This is a genomic window from Azospirillum sp. UENF 312511 (assembly GCF_058780635.1).
The window spans coordinates 354,307-373,458 of record NZ_JBSNCG010000001.1 but is presented as its reverse complement, the minus strand read 5'-3'; the positions used below and the strand labels follow the sequence as shown (position 1 = coordinate 373,458).

Sequence of the window (19,152 nt, the reverse complement as noted above, 5' to 3'; positions counted from 1 at the left end):
ACATGAGGACTCTTGTTGAGGACGACGGCGACACCATCGACATCACGTTGCAGCCTGTAGAAAATCCCAGCAAACTTGAAGAGCTTTGGACCGATCTGGAGCGGCGCGCCGACGGGTCCTTCTTCCTCAGCTGGCAGTGGATCGGCAACTGGCTGGCCTCCCTGCCCAGCGGCACACGCCCCCACGCACTGGTGGCGCGGCGCGGCGAACAGGTCGTCGGGCTGGCGCTCCTCTGCCCGCGCACACAGTGGCGCTTCGGTCTGCTGCGCACGCGCTGCTGGCTGCTGCACGAGACGGGGGAGCGGACCTTCGACCGGCTGTTCGTGGAGTACAACGGCATCCTCGCCGACCGGAACTGCGCGGACGCGGTGCTGGCCGCCTGCTTCGACTGGCTGGGGCAGCGCCTGACCAATTGGGACGAGCTGGTGCTGGGCGGGCTGGAGCCCGAGGCGGAAGCGGCGGTGCGGCTCGCCGCGGCGCAGCAGGGCCACGCGCTGCAGGTCCGGGTGGCCGACAGCTGCCAGTGGGTCGACCTGGAAGGCGTGCGCCGGCAGGGCGCGGGCTACCTCGCCAGCCTCGGCAAGAACACCCGCGCCGCGGTGCGCCGGGCCATGCGGCTCTACACGGAGCGCGGCCCGCTGACCTACCGCGTCGCCACGACGGCGGAGGAAGCGCTGGAGGATTTCCACGCCATGGAGATCCTGCATCAGGCGAGCTGGAACGCCCGCGGCCAGTCCGGCGCCTTCTCCAACCCGGCCTTCCGCCCCTTTCACGAGCGGCTGATCGCCGGCGGCGTGCCGGCGGGGACGGTGCGGCTGTGCCGGGTCAGCGCCGGGGATGCGGTCATCGGCTATCTCTACAACTTCGTCCATCGCGGGCGGGTGATGAACTACCAGGGCGGTTTCGCCTACGAGGCCGACAACCGGCTGAAGCCCGGTCTGGTCGCCCATGTCCTGGCCATCGAGGACACGCTGGCCCGCGGCGAGGACTGCTACGACTTCATGTCCACCCCGGCGGGACACAAGCCGCTGCTGTCCAACACCGAGCAGCCGATGAACTGGATCGCGCTCGGCCCCGACCGGCTGAGCCGCCAGATCGACACCCGCCTGCGCCGCGTCAAGGCGGGTTTGGCCGACCGGATGAGACGGCTGATCCGCAGCCCGCTTCCCCTGATGAACCGCTGACTCCATTAAGACCAACGCCGCAAACCGCAGGGCCGCCGACGGGGCGGTTGGAGGATGCCGAAAATGAGAAACACCCCCGCCGCCAGCTCCGTCGCCAACTCCGCCTTGGCCTGCGTGATGGGCGACATGGACATGGTGCGCCCGCTGGGGCTGGCCGGGCTGCGCTGCGCCGTGGTCACCCATCCCGGCGCCCCCGCCCTGCACTCCCGTTTCACCAAGGACGCCATCCTGTGGGACGACCCGGCGCGCAACCCGGACGGGCTGGTCGAGGTGATGATGGCCTTCGCCAAGAGCCAGCCGGAAAAGCCGGTCCTCTATTATCAGGACGACACCCAGCTCCTGCTCGTCTCGCGCAACCGCGACCGGCTGGCCGAGGGGTTCCGCTTCGCCATCGCCGACGCCGAGCTGGTCGAGGATTTGGTGGACAAGGGCCGCTTCCAGGCGCTGGCCGAGCGGCTGAACCTGCCCGTCCCGGCGACCCGCCGCCTTTATCCGACCCGTGAGGCTGCACCCGACGTGGTGGACCTGCGCTTCCCCCTGATCGTCAAGCCGCTGACCCGCCGCCGGGTGTGGGACGAGGCGGACGGCTTCGCCAAGGCCATCCAGGTCGATTCCGCCGAGGAGCTGCGCGCCCTGTGGCCGCGGCTGGCGGCGGTCGGGCTCGACCTGCTGGTCCAGGAAATGATCCCTGGCCCGGAAACCCGGATCGAGAGCTACCACGTCTATGTCGACGAGCGCGGCGGTGTGGCCGGGGAGTTTACCGGGGCCAAGATCCGCACCTACCCGCTCGCCTACGGGCACAGCACCGCCCTGATCATCACCGACGCGCCGGACGTGGCGGCGCTCGGCCGCTCGCTGACCGAACGGCTGGGCCTGCGCGGCGTCGCCAAGTTCGACTTCAAGCGCGCCCCGGACGGTTCGCTGCACCTGCTGGAGGTCAACCCACGCTTCAACCTGTGGCACCATCTGGGGGCGGTGGCCGGAGTGAACCTGCCGGCGCTGGTCCACGCCGACCGGCTCGGCCTGCCGCGCCCGGCGGTGGGCAAGGCGCGGGCCGGAGCGCGCTGGTGCCATATCACCAAGGACCGGCTGGCCGCCCGGGACAGCGGCCTGTCGATGGCCGCGTGGCTGCCTTGGGTGCTGGGCTGCGAAGCCAAGGCCATCGCGCTCGACGATCCCATGCCCTTCCTGCACAACCAGCTCGCCCGCTTCCTGCCGTCGCGCGCGCACCACGACGCGCCCGGCGGCGCGATGAAAGCCCAATGAGGGTGGCGCGGCGATGAGGATCGGCATCCTGTCGGACATCCACGCCAACCGTGAGGCACTGGAGGCCACACTGGCCGACATGAGCGGCGCGGGGGTGGAGCGCATCGTCTGCCTGGGCGACGTGGTGGGCTACAACACCGACCCGTCGCCCTGCATCAGGCTGCTGCGCGAGGCCGGGGCGGTCTGCGTCGCCGGCAACCACGACCGCGCGGTGACCCGCCAGATCCCCACCGACGGTTTCAGCGTCCGCGCCATCCGGGCCATCGCCTGGACGCGCAAGCGCCTGCCGCCGGAGGACGTCGCGTGGCTGTCCGCCCTGCCGCTGAAGACCAATGTCGGCGACCAGCTCGTCGCCGTTCACGGGGCGCTTCATGTGGACCGGGGCTGCGAGCTGGTCCGGCTGAACAGCGAGGACCGGATGCGGCGGACCGCGCAGGCCCTGCTCGCCCACCCCTCCGGCGCCCGCGTCTGCGCTTACGGGCACACGCACCGGCTCGGCATCCACGAATACCGCAACGGCGAGCTGTGGGAGCACGATCCCGGCAGCGAGGTCGCCCTGCGCGGCGGTTCCTGCTACCTGCTCAACCCCGGCACGGTGGGGGAGCCGCGGAGCGACGAGCGGCGGGCGACCTGGATGCTGTTCGACACCGGCCGACGGACGGTGAGCGTGCGGCGGGTCGCCTACGACGACCGCGCGGCTTTCGAGAAGACGCGCCGGGCGGGGATCGAACCGCGGCGCCTGCTGTCCATTCCGGCGCCGTTGCGCGCCGCCCTTCAGGGAGGGCTGCGGCGGATGGGGATTTACGAGATGGTGCGGCGGGTCATCAACTCGTGACCCGTTTCCTCATTGAACCGTCGCCAGCATCAGCAGCGACGCGCCGAGCGGCAACAGGGCAAGCAGCAGCTTGAGCATGGGTCCGGCCATCGGGGTCTCGTAATGGGGTCTGTGAACGCGCGCGACTGTAGCCGGACGGCAGGCGAATTTCTGTGACAAATCCCACAACCCAGCCATCCCTTCCCGCGTCCTGAAAAATTTTCCTTTTGATCCAATCTCTCGGAAAATCCGTATCAACTCTTTGGTGCTATCGTCGGTTCCGCCGCAGGGTGGGCTTTCGGCAACCGGCGGCATCCAACGAGTCTTCGACGACACGGACCGGCGGGAGTGTGGACAATGAACTGGTTCCGAAACGCCAAGGTCGGCCTTCGGCTGATGCTGAGCTTTTCCAGCATCCTGGTGCTGATGGTCGCCCTGGCGGCCATCGCCATCTACAAGGTCAACAGCATCAACGACAGCCTTTCCACGATCAACGACGTCAACAACGTCAAGCAGCGCTACGCCATCAACTTCCGCGGCAGCGTGCATGACCGGGCGATCAGCCTGCGCGACGTCACGCTCCTGTCCGACGCCGCGGCGCTGAAGGCCGAACTCGCCACCATCGACCGGCTGGCCGCCGACTACGCGCGCTCGGCCGAGCAGATGGACCGCATGTTCGCCGTCGGCACCCACATCACCCCCAGGGAACGGGAAATCCTCGCCTCCATCAAGGAGACGGAAGCCAAGACCCTGCCGCTGGCCCGTGGCGTCATCGAGGCGCGCCAGGCCAGCGACGCCGACCGCGCCGTCAAAATCCTGGTCGAGCAGGCCCGCCCCGGCTTCACCGAATGGCTGGCCCGCATCAACGCCTTCATCGACCTCCAGGAGGCCGAGAGCCAGGCGGTGGCCAAGCACGCCCGGACGGTGTCCGAGAGCTTCCAGGTGCTGATGATCTCGCTGTGCGCGGTGACCGTCCTGCTCGGCGCCGGACTCGCCTGGTGGTCGATCCTGACGGTGCGGCCGCTGCGCCGCCTGACCGACACCACGCTGAAGCTGGCCGAGGGCGACCTGACCATCGCGGTGCCGCAGGCGACCAGCCGCGACGAGGTGGGCGAGATCATCCGCGCCGTGCAGGTCTTCAAGGACAACATGGTCCGTGCCCGCCGCATGGAATCGGAGAAGGAGGAGACGGAACGCCGCGCCGAGGCCGAGAAACGCGAGGCGATGAACGGGCTGGCCGACCAGTTCGAGCGCAGCGTCGGCTCCATCGTCGAGCTGGTCTCCCACGCCGCCGCCGAGTTGGAGGGCGCCGCCCAGACGCTGAACGCCACCATGGAGCGGGCCAACGATCAGGCCGGCACCGTCGCCGCCGCGGCGACCCAGGCGACGGCCAACGTGGAATCGGTGGCCACGGCCTGCGGTGAACTCGCCGGGTCGGTCAGCAGCATCGGCCAGCAGGTCCGTCAGTCCGCCGACATCGCCAACCGCGCCGTCCGCAACGCCGAGGACACCCAGGCGACCGCGGAAGGTCTGGTCAGCACGTCGCAGAAGATCGGGGAGGTGGTGCAGCTCATCAACTCGATCGCCCAGCAGACCAACCTGCTGGCGCTGAACGCGACCATCGAGGCGGCCCGCGCCGGCGAGGCCGGCAAGGGCTTCGCGGTGGTGGCGAGCGAGGTGAAGAATCTCGCCAACCAGACCGCCAAGGCGACGGAGGACATCACCGCCCAGATCGCCGGGGTCCAGGACGTGACCCTGCGCACCGTGCAGTCGATCCGGGAGATCGCCCAGGTCATCGGGGAAAGCAGCCAGATCGCCGACGACATCGCCCAGGCGGTCGAACAGCAGGGCATCGCCACGCAGGAGATCGCCCGCAACGTCCAGCAGGCCTCGGCGGGCACCGCGGAGGTGTCGGGCGCCATCGTGCAGGTCAGCGGCGCCGCCTCGCAGGGCGGGACCGCGGCGGGCCGCGTGTTGGGCAGCGCGCAGGAGCTGAGCCGTTCCGCCGCGCGTCTGCGGACGGAGGTCAGCGGCTTCCTCGCGAAGGTCCGCGCGGCGTAAGGAGGTGAATATCCCCTCTCCCGCCCCGGGAGAGGATGCCCGCGGCAGCGGGCTCTCGCGCTGGCTCGAAGCCAGCGCTGACGCGGCAGGCGGACCTTCGGTCCGCCGAGAGCGGGTGAGGGTCGTACGAGGATCAAACCCTGATCCTTGCCTGTCCCCTCACCCTTCCCGCGCGTTGCGCGGGTCCCATCCCTCTCCCGGGGCGGGAGAGGGAGCAGGATGCGATTGTCTTGTCAGGACCTCACGCCGGGGAGCGGTCCTTGTACTTCACGATGACGTACAGCGCGTGAATCATGCCCGGAATGTAGCCGAGCAGGGTCAGCAGCACGTTGATCCAGAACTGGGCGCCAAACCCCACCTGGAGGAAGACGCCGACGGGCGGCAGCAGAAGCGCCAGGATGATGCGTATGATGTCCATGCCGCGATAACGCTCCCGCCCCGCCGCAGGTTCCCTTTGCTCGTCGCGATCCTCAGCCCAGCAGGCCGATCTGGTCGAAGGGCAGAGGATCGAACCCGTGCTGGTACACCGCGGAACCCGCCACCGGCGCGAAGTTGTCGTGCGTGGCGTCGGTGAACTGCGGGTCGAAGGTGAAGGACCCCTTGTCGTAGCCGGCGGCCTGCCACTGCGCCAGCGTGCCGGTGGCGCCGTTCGCCATCACCTGCGGCCAGACCTGGAACAGCGCCTCGCTCGGATTGAGGTCGGCGTAGAAGTTGCCGGTGAAGGTCCCCGCCGTCTTCGGCCCGTCGATGTTGACCGCCCGGCCGTCGCCGGCATCCACGATGTTCTGGGTGATGGTGTTGTTCGCCATCGGCGTGCCCTTCCAGCCGCCCCAACCGACGCTCTGCTGCAGGCCGATCTGGGTGCCCAGATTGTCGGCCAGGATGTTGTCGGTAACCGTGTTGTTCCAGCCGCCGTGCAGGAAGATGCCGCCGACGTTGTCGTGGACGACGTTGCCCTTCACCGTGGTGCCACTGGTCCAGTCGTCCAGATAGATGCCCCAGCTCACCAGCTTCGTCGGGTCGAGGAAGGTGGGGGAGACCTTGCCGTCCCAGGTCACGTTGCCGAAGGCGGTGGTGCCCGACACCTCGTTGTAGGCCACCGTGTGCCCGGCGAGATCCTGCTGGCGGTTGATCAGGTAGATGCCGCCGCCGTCGCTGGTCTCCTGGTTGGCGCCGACGATCTTGTTGTAGGTGATCGTCGCCCGGTAGGTGGCGTCGCCCGAGGCCTGGACGGAGCCGACCGCGATGGCCTTGCCCGGCGTGTCCTCGATCTGGTTGTGGGTGATGGTGACGTCGTTGCTGCCGTTCACCCACAGCGCGTCGCCGCCGTGGTCGACGGCGCTGGCGTGCTGGATCAGGTTGTCCGACACCTTGGTGAAGTTGGACCCCGCCTTGACGTAGACGGCCTCGCGCCCGGTCTCGGCGAAATGGTTGCCGGAAACGGTACTGTTGGCGCTGCCCTCCACCGTGATGCCGTAGCCGGTGTTGGTGACGGTGTTGTTCTTGAAGGTCAGCCCGGCGGCGTTGTTGGCGTAGACCGCGTGGCCGTCCGGCGCGCCGTCGGTCAGGGTCAGCCCCTCGATCGTCACGTTCTTCGCACCGCCCAGCCCGATCAGCACGGGAAGCTGCGCCGCGACCACCTTATGCCCGGCGACCGCCCCGCCCTCCGGCTTGAACAGCACCTGGTTGGACGCCTTGTCGAAGAACCACTCCCGCGGGGCGTCGAGCTGGTCCTTGCCGTTGAACAGGTAGAAACGGCTGCCGGCGCCGAGCGCGTCGTAGGTGTTCTGGGCCAGCGTGATGGTGTTGCTGCCGTAGTCGATGCTCTTCACCGGCACGGTCATGTTGTCGTAGCCGTGCTGGCTGAAGACGCTGACCATCAGCCCGTCCGTGCTCGAATAGGTCGGGATCGCCCCGGCCTTGAAGCCGAACTGGGTGTAGGCGTTGGCCCCGGCCTTGGTGGCGATCAACCAGCCGCCGTCGATGGGATGGCTGGGATCGGCGTTGGGCGTGCGGGCCACCGTCTGGCGGTCGCCGTCCATCGACAGGTCGAGCACCGCCTTGGACCCGCCGGGAAGCTGCGCGCTGTAGAGGCCGTTGCCGCGCGACACCCAGTTGTCAACCAGCGAGCCGCCGTGGAAGACCGGCTTCTCGCTGCCGTAGGCGGCGAAGCGGACTCCGCTGTCCTGGCCGTCCAGCCAGAGCATGTCCTTCATGTAGTAGTCGCCGCCGCGGACGTAGGTCACGTCGATGTTCGGGTCGGCGCGCATGGCGTCGCGGGCGGCGGTCAGCGTCGCCTTCGGCCCGTCGGTGCCGTCCGCGTTGGGGGCGGCCAGCTTGCCCGACCATTTGTCGTTGCCGTTGGTCGCCACGAAGAACGCCGGCCCGGTCGGGGCGGGGGACGGCGTGGGATTCGGCGTGGGCGTCGGGGCCGGCGTGGACCCGCCGGTCGCGAAGAAGCTCTTGTCGGCGTCCACCACCAGCGTGCCGTTCCACCACATCCCGGACTGGCCCTTGACCACGTCCTTCCCGTCCAAGGCACCCTTGTCGTAGGTGACGATGCTGTCGGTGGCGGAGACGGACTTGCCGTTGATGGTGACCTTGTTGACGATCAGCGAGCGGTCCTGGCCGTTCACCACGGCGTCGTTGTCATACTGGATCTGCACCTTGTGCGCCTGATCCGGCGCCACGTTGGCGGTGAAGCTGTAGTCCTTGGCCGCGGTGCCGACCGTGCCCTCCCCCACCTTCTTGCCGTCGACCATCAGGTTGAAATGCGCGTTGGTGCCGCCCGCCGCAATGCCCTGCGCGTTCACCACGAAGGTCGAGGTGCCAGCGACCGGCGCCGCCGGGGCGGGAAAGTCGGCGGCCGGGGTGTCGACCACCAGCGTGCCGTTCCACCACATGCCGGACTGGCCCTTGACCACGTCCTTCCCGTCGAGCGCGCCCTTGTCGTAGGTGACGTTGGCGTCGGTCGGCTTGTGGGTCTTGCCGTTGATGGAGACCCCGCTGACGATCAGCGAGCGGTCCTGGCCGTTCACCATCGCGTCGTTGTCGTATTGGATCTGCACCTTGTGCGCCTGCGCCGCGGTGACCGGCACCGTGAAGCTGTAGGCGGTCGGGCTGGTGGCGTTGACGGTTGCCTGGCCCACCTCGACGCCGTCGATCAACAGGCGGAAATGCGGCCAGATGCCTCCGGCGGACTGCCCATAGGCACTCACGACAATCTTGGCGTCGGTCTTGCCCGTGGTGGTCGAAGCCATTGGATGGTTCCCTCGCTCTTATGCTCAACGGCGGCGAGCATGGCGGGGCCGGCCGGACATTTGTGCGCCATTTTGATAACAGGCGAGGGCCACCGGGTCCGTGCTTCTATCCGCCACCGCCTATGACGGGAGAGGCGGTTGAACGGGAGTCATACGCACCAAAGCGCAGGCTCCCCCGGATTAAAGCGAAGCCTTACGTGTTGATGGCTTATACGGAACCAAGAGGCAGAGACCCCATGAAGAAGATCGCTGTAACCGCCTTCGTCGCCCTGTCGCTCGCCGCCTGCCAGAGCGGCGGCAGCGGCATCGGGACCAAGCAGACGGTCGGCGCGCTCGGCGGCGCGGCGGCCGGCGGCGTGATCGGCTCGCAGTTCGGCGGCGGCACCGGCAAGCTCATCACCACCGGTGTGGGCACGCTGCTCGGCGCCTATCTCGGCAGCGAGCTTGGCCAGTCGCTCGACCGCGCGGACGAAGGCTACGCCCAGCGCGCCGCCACCCAGGCCTATGCGGCGCCGATGGGCTCGACCATCCAGTGGAACAACCCGGAATCGGGCAACCGCGGCACCATCACCCCGATCCGCGACGGCCGCGACAACTCCGGCAACTACTGCCGCGAGTACCAGCAGACCGTCTATGTCGGCGGCAAGGCCGAGCGGGCCAACGGCACCGCCTGCCAGCAGCCGGACGGCAGCTGGCGCATCGTTTCCTAACATCCGGGCACGCTTCCGTCCCGGCCGTCGTTCCTACTCCTGTTCGGGAACGACGGCCGGGACGGAAGCCCCGTTACGACGCGGGAATTGCCAGAAGCCGGATCGCCACCTGCTTGGTGTGCGGGCTGACGGCGATGATCTCCCAGGCCGCACCGGACTCGGCCACGTATTCCATGAAGGCGCGGTACTCGTCCTCGCGCCACGTCCGGTTCCCGATGAACTCGTCGAAGACCAGCACCGTCCCCGCCCGGAAGCGCGGCGCCAGGGCGGTCAGCACCGTCCGCGCCGACGAGTAGATGTCGCTGTCCACATTGACGAAGCGCACCGCGCCGCCGTGGGCCGCCAGGAAGGGCGGCAGCGTGTCCTCGAACCAGCCCGCGTGCAGCACCGCGTTGCCGCGCACCGGCGGCAGGCTCTTGCCCGTGCTGAGCACGCCGCGCGGCGCGTTCACCCAGCCCTCCGGCAGCCCTTCGAACGAATCGAAGCCGTGCACGGTCTGCCCGGCCACCGCGGCGATCTGGTTCAGCGAGGTGCCGCGGCGCACGCCGAACTCCAGCACCAGACCGGGCCGCTCCGCCCGCTCCAGCGCAAACCGCAGCAACTCCGCCCCCACGCCGAACAGTCGCACGTCCTGGGCGAGGTGCGGGCGAATCGCCGTCACCGCCTCCACCAGCGGCAGACGCTTCGGCTGACCGGCCAGCTTCTCGCCGTACAGCGCCTCGGCCTCCGCGTCGCGGCCCAGCAGCAGCAGGTAGGCGCACAGGAAGCCCCAGTATTTCCCCGCCGCCCCCGGACAGTCCGCGGCCCGGCGCAGGCGGCGCAGCGCGTCCTCCACCCCGTTCAGGCCGAGCGCTGCGGCGTGGCTGCCGAACCACGCGGCGGCGTGCTCCGGGTCGTCGGCCAGCCGCTCGTCGAAGACGGCCAGCGCGCCCGCGGCGTCGCCGAGATGGGCGAGGCTGACCGCCCGCTCATAAAGAATGTCCGCCGACCGATTCCCGGCGGCCAGCGCTTCCCCGGTCACCCGGAGCGCCTCCTCATAGAGGGCGTCGCGGCGGTAGGCGCCGGCCAGCGCCTCGCAGAGGCCGGGAAAGGCGGGATCGACCGCCGCGACCCGCTCCAGCCAGCGCACCGCCTGCAGGCGGTCCCCGGCCGCCAGCACGGCCTGGGCCAGATGATATAGGGTTTCCGAGTGCTCCGGCGCGCGCGCCAGGGCACGGCGAAGCGCGGCCGCGGCAGCCGCGGCGTCGCGCCGGCCCAGAGCGGCCATGCCGGTCAGCCGGTCGCGTTCCGCGGAGCTTGCGGCCTCGGATGCCGTGTCCCGCAGCAGGCGCACCGCCTGCCGGTAATGCCGCGCCGCGATCAGGCGGCGCGCCTCGGTCAGAACCTCATCCACGGGAAAACCTGTCGGTCGGGCATGGTCGGAATGGGGCATGAGATGCCCCGCGAAAGCGGCGGGATGCAAGCGCCGCCTGCGGCCTCCGCCGGGGTGAAAAGAAAGAAATGCCCCCTTCGATATTTTTCCCTTTGACAGGGGGCCGCCTGGATTGCTATTCACCCGCTCCCGCCGGACGCTGCCGTAGCTCAGTGGTAGAGCACTCCCTTGGTAAGGGAGAGGTCGAGAGTTCAATCCTCTCTGGCAGCACCATGGGGCCGTAGCTCAGATGGGAGAGCGCCTCGTTCGCAATGAGGAGGTCAGGGGTTCGATCCCCCTCGGCTCCACCAACTTCTTCGGCGGTTGGTTGGTTGACTTGAGTAAGTAGAGCAAGGTTGAATTTAGTGCTTGCTTCGGCGGTCTTTGTTCTTTAAAAGGTCGCCAACGACGCGGGTGTAGCTCAGTTGGTTAGAGCGCCGGCCTGTCACGCCGGAGGCCGCGGGTTCAAGTCCCGTCACTCGCGCCACTTTCTTGTGGTTAGGTTAAGTTCGGTTCGGTATCTCGCGGTTTGGTCCTGTAGCTCAGCGGGAGAGCACTACGTTGACATCGTAGGGGTCACTGGTTCAATCCCAGTCGGGACCACCATTGGGGGATCGTCTAGCGGTAGGACTCCAGACTTTGACTCTGGCTACCTAGGTTCGAATCCTAGTCCCCCAACCAACTTTCCTCTCATTGCTTATGATTTCAAGGGTTTGCCGGCCAGGCGCACCGTGTGGCGACACCCTTTGCGCCGCCGCACAGAGCGCGCCCTGTTTTCCTCCCCTTTCCAGACATCACGGCGCACGCCCCACCGCTCCATCAGGACGGAAGCGTCGGCACGGCGGCGATCAGTCGGCGTGTGTAGGGATGCTCCGGAGCGGCGAACAGACGGTCGCCCGGCCCCTCCTCGACGACATCGCCGGCGGCCATCACCACGACCCGGTCGGCGATGGCTTCGACCACGGCGAGATCGTGGCTGATGAACAGGTAGGTCAGCCCGTGCCGCTCCTTCAGCGCCGCCAGGAGGCGCAGCACCTGCGCCTGCACCGACACGTCCAGGGCGGACACCGCCTCGTCGAGAACGATGATCCTCGCCCTGGCGGCGAGCGCCCGCGCGATGGCGACGCGTTGCGCCTGCCCGCCCGACAGCTCGTGCGGGTAGCGGTCCAGAATGGCGGGGTCGAGGTCGACCGACCGCATCAGCTCGGCCAACCGCTCCTCCCGCGCTCCGGCGGGCACACCGGCCAGGAAGCGCAACGGCGCCGTCAGGGTCCGCCGGATCGTCTTGCGCGGGTTGAGCGAGGACAGCGGGTCCTGGAAGACATACTGCACCGTCCGACCCAGCGCCCGCGGCCCTTCGGCGGCCAGCTCGGCGAGGGAACGGCCGTCGAGCAGGACGGTCCCGCCGGTCGGCCGGCTCAGCCCGACAAGGCTGCGGGCGAGCGTCGACTTGCCGCTGCCGGACTCCCCGACGATCCCCAGCGTTTCCCCAAAGGCCACCCGCAGCGACACGGATTTCAAGGCCGTGACCGCCGGGCGCGACCGCCCAAACAGTGATTGGCCAAACAGGGAGCGGCGCGCCGCGTAGGTCTTGACCAGATCGCGGACCTCGACCGCCCAACCCACCGACGACGCCCCTCGCGGCGGTGTCTCCGGGCGCCGTGACTGCCCGAGCACCGGCACGGCGGCGAGCAGGCGCCGGGTGTAGGCGTGCCGAGGCCGGGTGAGGACGCTGCGGGTGTCGCCCTCCTCGACGATTTCCCCCTGGAACATCACGGCCACCCGGTCGCAGAGACGGGCAATGACTCCGAAATCGTGGCTGATGAAGACGACGGCGAGGCGGCGGCGTCTGCGCAGATCGTCCAGCAGGTCCAGGATCTCGGCCTGGACGGTGACGTCGAGCGCGGTGGTCGGCTCGTCGGCGACGATCAGCTCCGGGTCGTTGGCCAGCGCCATGGCGATGCCGACCCGCTGGCGCTGCCCACCCGACAGCTCGTGCGGGTAGGCATGGACGAGGCTGGCGGGGTCGGGCAGCTTCACCGCGGCGAACAGCTCCACCACCCGCCGGTCGGCTTCGGCCCGCGGCACCGGGCGATGGGCGCGCAGCGCCTCGGCCACCTGCGCGCCGACCGGCATCAGCGGATGGAGCGTCGTCAGCGGATCCTGGAAGACATAGGCGATCCGCCCACCGCGCAGCCGTTGCAACGCTCCGACCGGCAGGGCCAGCAGATCGTCCCCGCCGAACCGCACCGCGCCGCCGCGCACCACCCCCGGCGGCGAGGCGACGAGGCGCGCGATGGACAGTGCCGTGACCGACTTGCCGGACCCGGACTCGCCGATGATGCCCAGGCATTCGCCGGGGGCGACGCGCAGGTCGACGCCCTTCACCGCGTCCACCGAACCGTTCGCCGTGTCGAAGGCCGTGCGCAGGCCGGTGACCTGCAGCAGCGCGCCAGGGTCCGGGGCCAAATTCCCACCGCCCCCGGCGGTCCGTACCACCCGCGTGGCGGCGCCCGGCGCACCGGGGATGCCGGAGCGCAGGCGCGGGTCGAGCGCGTCGCGCAGCCCGTCGCCGATCAGGTTCATGCTCATGACGATCAGGAAGACGACCAGCCCCGGCACCGCCGCGACGTGTGGTGCTGTGATCAGCGCCTTGCGCCCCTCGCTCAGCATCGAGCCGAGATCGGCCTGCGGCGGCTGCGACCCCAGCCCCAGGAAGGACAGGCCGGCGGTCTCCAGGATCATCCAGCCCACGGTGGTCGAGGCGGTGATGACGATCACCGGCAGGACGTTGGGCAGCACCTCGCCCAACAGGATGCGCGCCTCGCCCATGCCGGACAGGCGTGCCGCGTCGACGAACTCCCGGCGGCGCAGGCCGGCGGTGGCGCCGCGGACGTTGCGCGCGAAGAAGGGAATGTTGGCGACCACCACGGCGTACAGGGCGTTGAGCAGCCCCGGCCCCAGCGCCGCCACGATGGCGAGCGCCAGCAGCAGATAGGGGAAGGCCATCAGCACGTCGATGCCGCGCATCAGCACGCCGTCGGTCCGCCCGCCCGCGTAGCCGGCGACGAGGCCGATGGCCGACCCGATCAGCGCGGCGAGGAGGGAGGCCGCGACGCCGACCCCCAGGCTCAGCCGCGTCCCCCAGACCAGCCGGGCCAGCACGTCGCGCCCCAGCGTGTCGGTGCCGAGCCACGCCCGGGCGCTGAAGGGCGGCAGCAGGCGCCGGGCGGGATCGATGGCGTCCGGGTCGGCCAGCGGCAGGACGGGCGCGGCGAGCGCGACCAGGACGATCAGCCCCAGCAGCACGAGCCCCAGCGCCGCCAGCCGGTTGCGCATCACGCGGCGCAAGAGAGCCAAGCCGCCCCTCATGGCGCGATCCTTGGGTCGAGCAGGCGTTGCAGGATGTCGGCCAGCAGGTTGAACAGCACGTAGCTGGCCGCGACCACCAGAACGCCGCCCTGGACCAGCAGCACGTCGCGCGTCGCGATGGCGTTGACCAGCATGCGGCCGATGCCCGGCCACTGGAACACCGTCTCGATGTAGACCGCCCCGCCCAGGACGAAGCCGGCCTGGATGCCGATCACCGGGATCACCGTCACCATGGCGGCCCGCAGCGCGTGACCGAACACCACGCGACGCTCCGTCAGCCCCTTGGCGCGGGCGGTGCGGACGAAGTCCTGGCGCAACACCTCCAGCATGGCCGAGCGCGTCAGCCGGGCGATCACCCCGGCGGCGACGATGGCCAGCGTCGCGGCGGGCAGCGCCAGATGCAAGAGCAGGTCCGGCAGGTCGCCGCCGCCGTAGATGGAGAGCATGCCGCTCACCGGCAGAAGCTGCCAGCGGACGGCGAAGACCAGGATCAGCAGCAGGCCGAGCCAGAAGGTCGGCATGGAGATCCCCACCAGCACGGCCAGAGTCACCAGCTTGTCGGCGAGGCCGAACTGCCGCACCGCGGACAGGATGCCGGCCAGCAGCCCGAGCACCGACGCCAGCACCAGCGCGGCACCGGCCAGCACCAGCGTGGCGGCGAAGCGCTCCGTCACCTCGTCGAGGACCGGCCGGTTGAGGCTGGAGGAACGGCCGAGATCGCCCGTCATCACGTTGCCCAGCCACGTCGCGTAGCGCACCGGCAGGCTGTGGTCGAGACCGAGGTCCTGACGGAGCCGCGCCACGTTCTCCGGCGTCGCGTAGGGGCCAAGGATCGCGGTCGCCGGGTCGCCGGGAATCAGCGCCATGATCAGGAAGACGATCACGCTGAGCCCGAACAGCACGGGGACGAGCGCCGCGAGGCGGCCGAGGATGTAAGACCCCACGGGCGCCCCCTCAGTCCTTCGACACGCGGTCGAGCAGCAGGAAGAAGGACGGCTCCAGCGCGAAGCCGCGCACCGCCGCGGTGGTGACGGCGTTCTGCTTCCAGTGCGCCACGAAGGCCCAGGGCGCGTCGTCCACGATGATCCGCTCGGCCTGTCGGTAGAGCGCGCCCCGCTCGGCCCGGTCGCCGCTGCGCCGCGCCCGTTCGAGCAGCCGATCGAGGTCCGGATTCGCGTAGTAGCCGGAGTTGAATCCGCCCGCCTCCGGCAGGGCGCCGGACCGCAGGGTCAGGTACGGCAGAGTGTCGGGATCGTTGGTCATCCAGGCCATCTCGGCCATGTCCGCCGCCTCGCCCAGCCCGCCGTTCACCCGCGCCAGGAAGCTGTTCCACTCGTAGGTTTCGATGGTGACCGACAGCCCCACGGCGGCGAGGTTCGCCTGGATCGCCGTCCCCATGGCGACGGGATCGAGCATGCCGGACCCGCCCTCCGCGACATAGAAGGTGAGCTTCGCTCCCTCCGCCCCGGCCTCCCTCAGCAGCGCCCGCGCCTTATCCGGGTCGTAGGGATAGCCCGTGACCGCGGGGTCGGTGGCCCAGTCGAAGGCGGGCGCGGTGGGGCCGCGGGCCGGGATCGCCGTGCCCTGCAAAATGCTGTCGGCGATGGCCCCCTTGTCGATGGCGTAATTCACCGCCTGCCGGACGCGCCGGTCCTTCAGCGGCCCGTGTCGGGTGTTCAGGATCAGGAACCAGAGATGCGGGCCGGCCTGCTCGTGCACCCGGAAGCCGTCGCCGTCCCGGAACTGGGACAGCGCGTCCGCCGGCACCTCCACCATCACGTCCAGACCGCCGGCCAGCATCTCCATCGCGCGGGTGTTCGGGTCGCTCACCGGGCGGAAGATAATCGTGCGCAGCTTGGCCGGCGTGCCCCAGTAGTCCGGGTTGCGCTCGATGGTCAGGCGCCGGCTGCCCTGCCAGTCGACGAAGCGGAAGGGGCCGGTGCCGACCGGCCGCCGGCCGAACTCCCGGCCTTCCCTCATCACGGCGGCGGGCGAGACGATCAGGCCGGTCGGGTAGGCGAGGTTCGAGAGGAAGGGCGCGAAGGGCTCCTTCAGCGTGATGCGGACGGTGAACGGGTCCGGCGCCTCGACCCGGTCGATGGCCGCGAAGAAGAAGGCCAGCGGGAAGGGGCCGGTGTCGGCGGCGGGATGCGTCCTGTCCAGCATGCGGTCGAAGTTGAACTTCACCGCCTGGGCGTCGCAGGGCGTGCCGTCGTGGAAGGTGACGCCCGGCCGCAGCGTGAAGCGGTAGGTCAGGCCGTCGTCGGAGACGGTCCACCGCTCGGCCAGCGCGGGCTCGACGTCCAGGGTTCCGGGCCGGTAGCGGACCAGCCCCTCATACAGGTTGACCAGGATGCGGAAATCGTTGGTGGCGGTGCTGACCGCCGGGTCCAGCGACGCCGGTTCGGCGATCTGGCCGACGACCAGCACGTCCTTCGGCACCGGCGCCGCCCGGAGCGGCGCGCCCGGCAGGGCGAGAAGGGCGCCGAGGAGCAAGCCCGCGAGCGCACGTCGGAATCCGGTCATTGCGTCCCAGCCGTCGAAGTCGATCCGACCTTATCAATGCCGGGAGGGGGAGGTTGTTGCGCCGCTTCCGCTCCGCCAAGCGTGCGTTGCGGGTCAATCCGGCTCGCGGCAGGCCGCGAGAATCCGCCCGCGCAGCCAGCGGTGGGCCGGGTCGGCGTCCTGCCGGGGGTGCCACATCTGCGTCACCACGACCTCGTCCAAGACGGTCGCCAGACCGGCGGGAAGCGGCAGGGTGCGCACCCCGGCCACCCCGGCGGCGAGCTGGCGTTCGGACACCAGCGCGGTCAGGTCGGAGGCGCGGACGATCGCCAGGGCCGCCGGGAAGCTCGGCACCACCGCCACCACCTTGCGCACGAGGCCCAGGGCGGCCAGCGCCTCGTCCACCCGGTCCCGCACCAACCCGCGGCGCGAGGTCAGCACATGGCCGCAGGCGGCGTACTGTTCCGGCGTCACCGTCGCCCGCCGGGTCAGAGGATGGCCCTCCCGCACGGCGGCGACCAGCCGGTCGCGGAGCAGGCTCTGCACCTTCAGCTCCGGCGTGGTTTCCGAATGCACCCCGATGTCGAGGTCGATCAGACCGTCGCGCAACGCCTGCGCGTCGCGGTTGCCCCGCGGCGCGAAGCGCAGCAGGACGCCGGGGGCTTCGGCGGCGACGCGGCCGACTAGCCGGGCGGCGTAGACCTCGATAAAGCTCTCGCTGGCGCGCAGGGTGAAGCCGCGCTCCAGCCGGGCGATGTCGATGGCCTCCGCCGGGCGCAGCACCGCGCGGACCTCCTCGGCGAGGCCGGGCACCCGCTCCCGCAACTGGATGGCCCGCGGCGTCGGGACGAGGCCGCGCCCGGCCCGGACGAGCAGAGGGTCCCCGGTGACTTCGCGCAGGCGCGCCAGGGTGCGGCTCATCGCGGACTCGCTGAGGCCGAGCCGCCGCGCCGCCTTGACGACGCTGCCCTCCGACAACAGCGCGTCGAGGGCAATGAGCAGGTTGAGATCGGGATCGGCCATGGAGCCCGAAGTTAACACATGGCGCCCCATGCAGGAATAACCTGCACAGGCGGCGTCTTCCGCCATGCCAAGCGGAGAGCGACATTGATCCAACCCCTGTTGGAGACGCCGATGCCCCGTTCCACCCTCGCCCGAACGCCGGATTCCCCGCATCCCGACGGGCTGCCCATGCCCCGCCGCGCCGTGGCCGCCGCGTCCGTCATCGCCGCGATCGTGCTCGTTGTGCTCGACGGCGCCATCGCCAACATCGCCTTGCCGACCGTCGCCGGCACCCTCGGGGTTCCGCCCGCCGACACCGTCTGGATCATCACAGCCTACCAGCTGGCCCTGGTGATCGCGCTCCTGCCCGTCGGCGCCCTCGGCGAGAGTCTCGGGCACCGCCGGGTGTTCACCGGCGGGGTGCTGCTGTTCACCGCGGCCTCCGCCGGCTGTGCCCTGGCGCCGACGCTGCCCTGGCTGATCGCCGCGCGCTTCGTGCAGGGGCTCGGCGGGGCGGCGGTGATGGCGCTGGGCGTCGCGCTGCTGCGCTTCGTCTATCCGCAGCGGCTGCTCGGCGCCGCCATCGGCTGGAACGCCCTGGCCATCGCGCTCGCCTCGGCGGCGGGACCGACGATCGGTGCGGGCATCCTCGCGGTCGCCCCCTGGCCGTTCCTGTTCGCGGTCAACATCCCGGTCGGGATCGTGGTTCTGGCGACCGCCCGCGCGCTGCCCGCCGTCGCGGGAAGCAAGCGCCGCCTCGATCCCGCCAGCGTCGCCCTCAACGCCGGATTCTTCGCCGCCCTGGTGATGGGGGCCGAGATCGTTGCGGCGCAGCCCCTGCGCGGCGGCGCGCTGCTGCTGGCCGCCGCGCTCTGCCTTGCCGGACTGGTCCGGCGCGAAAAGGACCGCGAGGCTCCGCTGGTGCCGCTCGATCTGTTGCGGGTGCGCTCCTTCCGACTGTCGGTGGTCGCCTCCGTCCTCTGCTTCACCGGCCAGATGGCCGCCGCCGTGGCCCTGCCCTTCTACCTGCAGCACGGGCTCGGCCAGGGCATCGTCACGGCGGGGCTGTTCCTGGTGCCGTGGCCACTGGCGACCGCCGTCGCCGCACCCATCGCCGGCCGGCTGTCCGACCGCGTCGGCACGGGCTGGCTGTGCGCCGTGGGCGGCCTGCTCCTCGCCGCCGGTCTCGCCCTGGCGGCGGTCTGGCCGCTCGGGGAGGACGCGCGGCCGCTGCTGGTCTTCATGGTGATGTGCGGTTTCGGCTTCGGGCTGTTCCAGACGCCCAACAACCGCAACATGCTGCTGACCGTGCCCAAGACGCGCAGCGGCGCCGCCGGAGGGATGCAGGGCACCGCGCGTCTGGTCGGGCAGACCGCCGGCGCGGTGCTCATGACCGTGCTGTTCTCGCTGCTGTCCGGTCCGGAGACGGCGCCGCGCCTCGGCCTCGCCGTGGCCGCCGTCCTCACCCTGGCGGGCGGCCTGACCAGTTTGCTGCGCGTTCCCGCGCGCGGCGCGGTGGAGGCTGTGGAGGCGCCGGCCCCCGGCCGGTGAGCCCGCCTTCCAGGGA

Annotated in this window: 14 protein-coding genes and 5 tRNA genes; 11 read left to right on the top strand and 8 right to left on the bottom strand. The window is 70.2% G+C overall.

Annotated features, from left to right (window positions below; genetic code table 11):
- Positions 1–2: 2 nt before the first annotated feature.
- The 3 genes from ACWPN7_RS01725 (at position 3) to ACWPN7_RS01715 (ending at position 3,285) form a co-directional block, all read left to right on the top strand.
- Positions 3–1,184 (top strand): GNAT family N-acetyltransferase, encoded by a 1,182-nt coding sequence (locus tag ACWPN7_RS01725; RefSeq protein WP_459197790.1) that lies wholly within the window; start codon positions 3–5, stop codon positions 1,182–1,184.
- A 63-nt stretch (positions 1,185–1,247) separates the two neighbouring features.
- Positions 1,248–2,450, top strand: a complete 1,203-nt coding sequence (locus tag ACWPN7_RS01720) for a carboxylate--amine ligase (RefSeq protein ID WP_459197789.1) — start codon at positions 1,248–1,250, stop codon at positions 2,448–2,450.
- Between the two features lie 13 nt (positions 2,451–2,463).
- Positions 2,464–3,285 carry a metallophosphoesterase family protein gene (locus ACWPN7_RS01715; RefSeq protein WP_459197788.1) on the top strand — a complete coding sequence of 274 codons (822 nt, stop codon included), beginning with the start codon at positions 2,464–2,466 and terminating at the stop codon, positions 3,283–3,285.
- 9 nt (positions 3,286–3,294) lie between these two features.
- On the opposite strand, the gene ACWPN7_RS01710 is transcribed toward ACWPN7_RS01715, so the two are convergent.
- The gene (locus tag ACWPN7_RS01710; protein WP_459197787.1) at positions 3,295–3,579 is read right to left on the bottom strand and encodes a hypothetical protein; all 285 of its coding nucleotides are present in this window, start codon (positions 3,577–3,579) and stop codon (positions 3,295–3,297) included.
- Between the two features lie 42 nt (positions 3,580–3,621).
- Here ACWPN7_RS01710 and ACWPN7_RS01705 point away from each other — a divergent pair, with 42 nt between their 5' ends.
- A complete protein-coding gene (locus tag ACWPN7_RS01705; RefSeq protein WP_459197786.1) occupies positions 3,622–5,325 on the top strand; it encodes a methyl-accepting chemotaxis protein in 1,704 nt (567 codons plus the stop codon).
- Between the two features lie 241 nt (positions 5,326–5,566).
- Here ACWPN7_RS01705 and ACWPN7_RS01700 read toward each other — a convergent pair whose 3' ends face one another.
- Entirely contained in the window at positions 5,567–5,743 is a 177-nt protein-coding gene (locus tag ACWPN7_RS01700; protein WP_040134614.1) for a YqaE/Pmp3 family membrane protein, read from the bottom strand.
- A gap of 52 nt (positions 5,744–5,795) precedes the next feature.
- Complete coding sequence (locus ACWPN7_RS01695; protein WP_492273094.1) at positions 5,796–8,585, bottom strand: carbohydrate-binding domain-containing protein; 2,790 nt, start codon at positions 8,583–8,585, stop codon at positions 5,796–5,798.
- A 236-nt stretch (positions 8,586–8,821) separates the two neighbouring features.
- On the opposite strand from ACWPN7_RS01695, the gene ACWPN7_RS01690 reads away from it, so the two are divergent.
- Positions 8,822–9,295, top strand: a complete 474-nt coding sequence (locus tag ACWPN7_RS01690) for an RT0821/Lpp0805 family surface protein (protein ID WP_014197686.1) — start codon at positions 8,822–8,824, stop codon at positions 9,293–9,295.
- A gap of 73 nt (positions 9,296–9,368) precedes the next feature.
- Here the strand turns inward: ACWPN7_RS01690 and ACWPN7_RS01685 are convergent, their stop codons facing one another.
- On the bottom strand, positions 9,369–10,688 hold the full coding sequence (locus tag ACWPN7_RS01685) for a class I SAM-dependent methyltransferase (protein ID WP_459197784.1): 1,320 nt from the start codon (positions 10,686–10,688) through the stop codon (positions 9,369–9,371).
- 177 nt (positions 10,689–10,865) lie between these two features.
- On the opposite strand from ACWPN7_RS01685, the gene ACWPN7_RS01680 reads away from it, so the two are divergent.
- From ACWPN7_RS01680 to ACWPN7_RS01660, 5 genes are all read left to right on the top strand, one after another.
- Positions 10,866–10,940: transfer RNA gene (locus ACWPN7_RS01680), tRNA-Thr, on the top strand.
- A 1-nt stretch (position 10,941) separates the two neighbouring features.
- A tRNA-Ala gene (locus ACWPN7_RS01675) sits at positions 10,942–11,017 on the top strand.
- A gap of 99 nt (positions 11,018–11,116) precedes the next feature.
- Positions 11,117–11,193: transfer RNA gene (locus ACWPN7_RS01670), tRNA-Asp, on the top strand.
- 44 nt (positions 11,194–11,237) lie between these two features.
- Positions 11,238–11,312 (top strand) — tRNA-Val (locus ACWPN7_RS01665).
- A gap of 1 nt (position 11,313) precedes the next feature.
- Positions 11,314–11,387 (top strand) — tRNA-Gln (locus ACWPN7_RS01660).
- A gap of 138 nt (positions 11,388–11,525) precedes the next feature.
- Here the strand turns inward: ACWPN7_RS01660 and ACWPN7_RS01655 are convergent.
- The 4 genes from ACWPN7_RS01655 to ACWPN7_RS01640 all read right to left on the bottom strand — a co-directional run bounded on the left by ACWPN7_RS01655 (position 11,526) and on the right by ACWPN7_RS01640 (position 17,606).
- Positions 11,526–14,066: a dipeptide ABC transporter ATP-binding protein gene (locus ACWPN7_RS01655; protein WP_459197783.1), complete on the bottom strand. Its 2,541-nt coding sequence runs from the start codon at positions 14,064–14,066 to the stop codon at positions 11,526–11,528.
- Between the two features lie 8 nt (positions 14,067–14,074).
- The gene (locus tag ACWPN7_RS01650) at positions 14,075–15,022 is read right to left on the bottom strand and encodes an ABC transporter permease (protein WP_040134615.1); all 948 of its coding nucleotides are present in this window, start codon (positions 15,020–15,022) and stop codon (positions 14,075–14,077) included.
- Positions 15,023–15,032: 10 nt separating this feature from the next.
- On the bottom strand, positions 15,033–16,604 hold the full coding sequence (locus ACWPN7_RS01645) for an ABC transporter substrate-binding protein (protein WP_459197782.1): 1,572 nt from the start codon (positions 16,602–16,604) through the stop codon (positions 15,033–15,035).
- A 93-nt stretch (positions 16,605–16,697) separates the two neighbouring features.
- On the bottom strand, positions 16,698–17,606 hold the full coding sequence (locus ACWPN7_RS01640; protein WP_040134616.1) for a LysR family transcriptional regulator: 909 nt from the start codon (positions 17,604–17,606) through the stop codon (positions 16,698–16,700).
- A gap of 111 nt (positions 17,607–17,717) precedes the next feature.
- Between ACWPN7_RS01640 and ACWPN7_RS01635 the strand changes: the two genes are divergently transcribed.
- Complete coding sequence (locus ACWPN7_RS01635; RefSeq protein ID WP_459197781.1) at positions 17,718–19,136, top strand: MFS transporter; 1,419 nt, start codon at positions 17,718–17,720, stop codon at positions 19,134–19,136.
- The last annotated feature ends 16 nt before the right edge of the window (positions 19,137–19,152 follow it).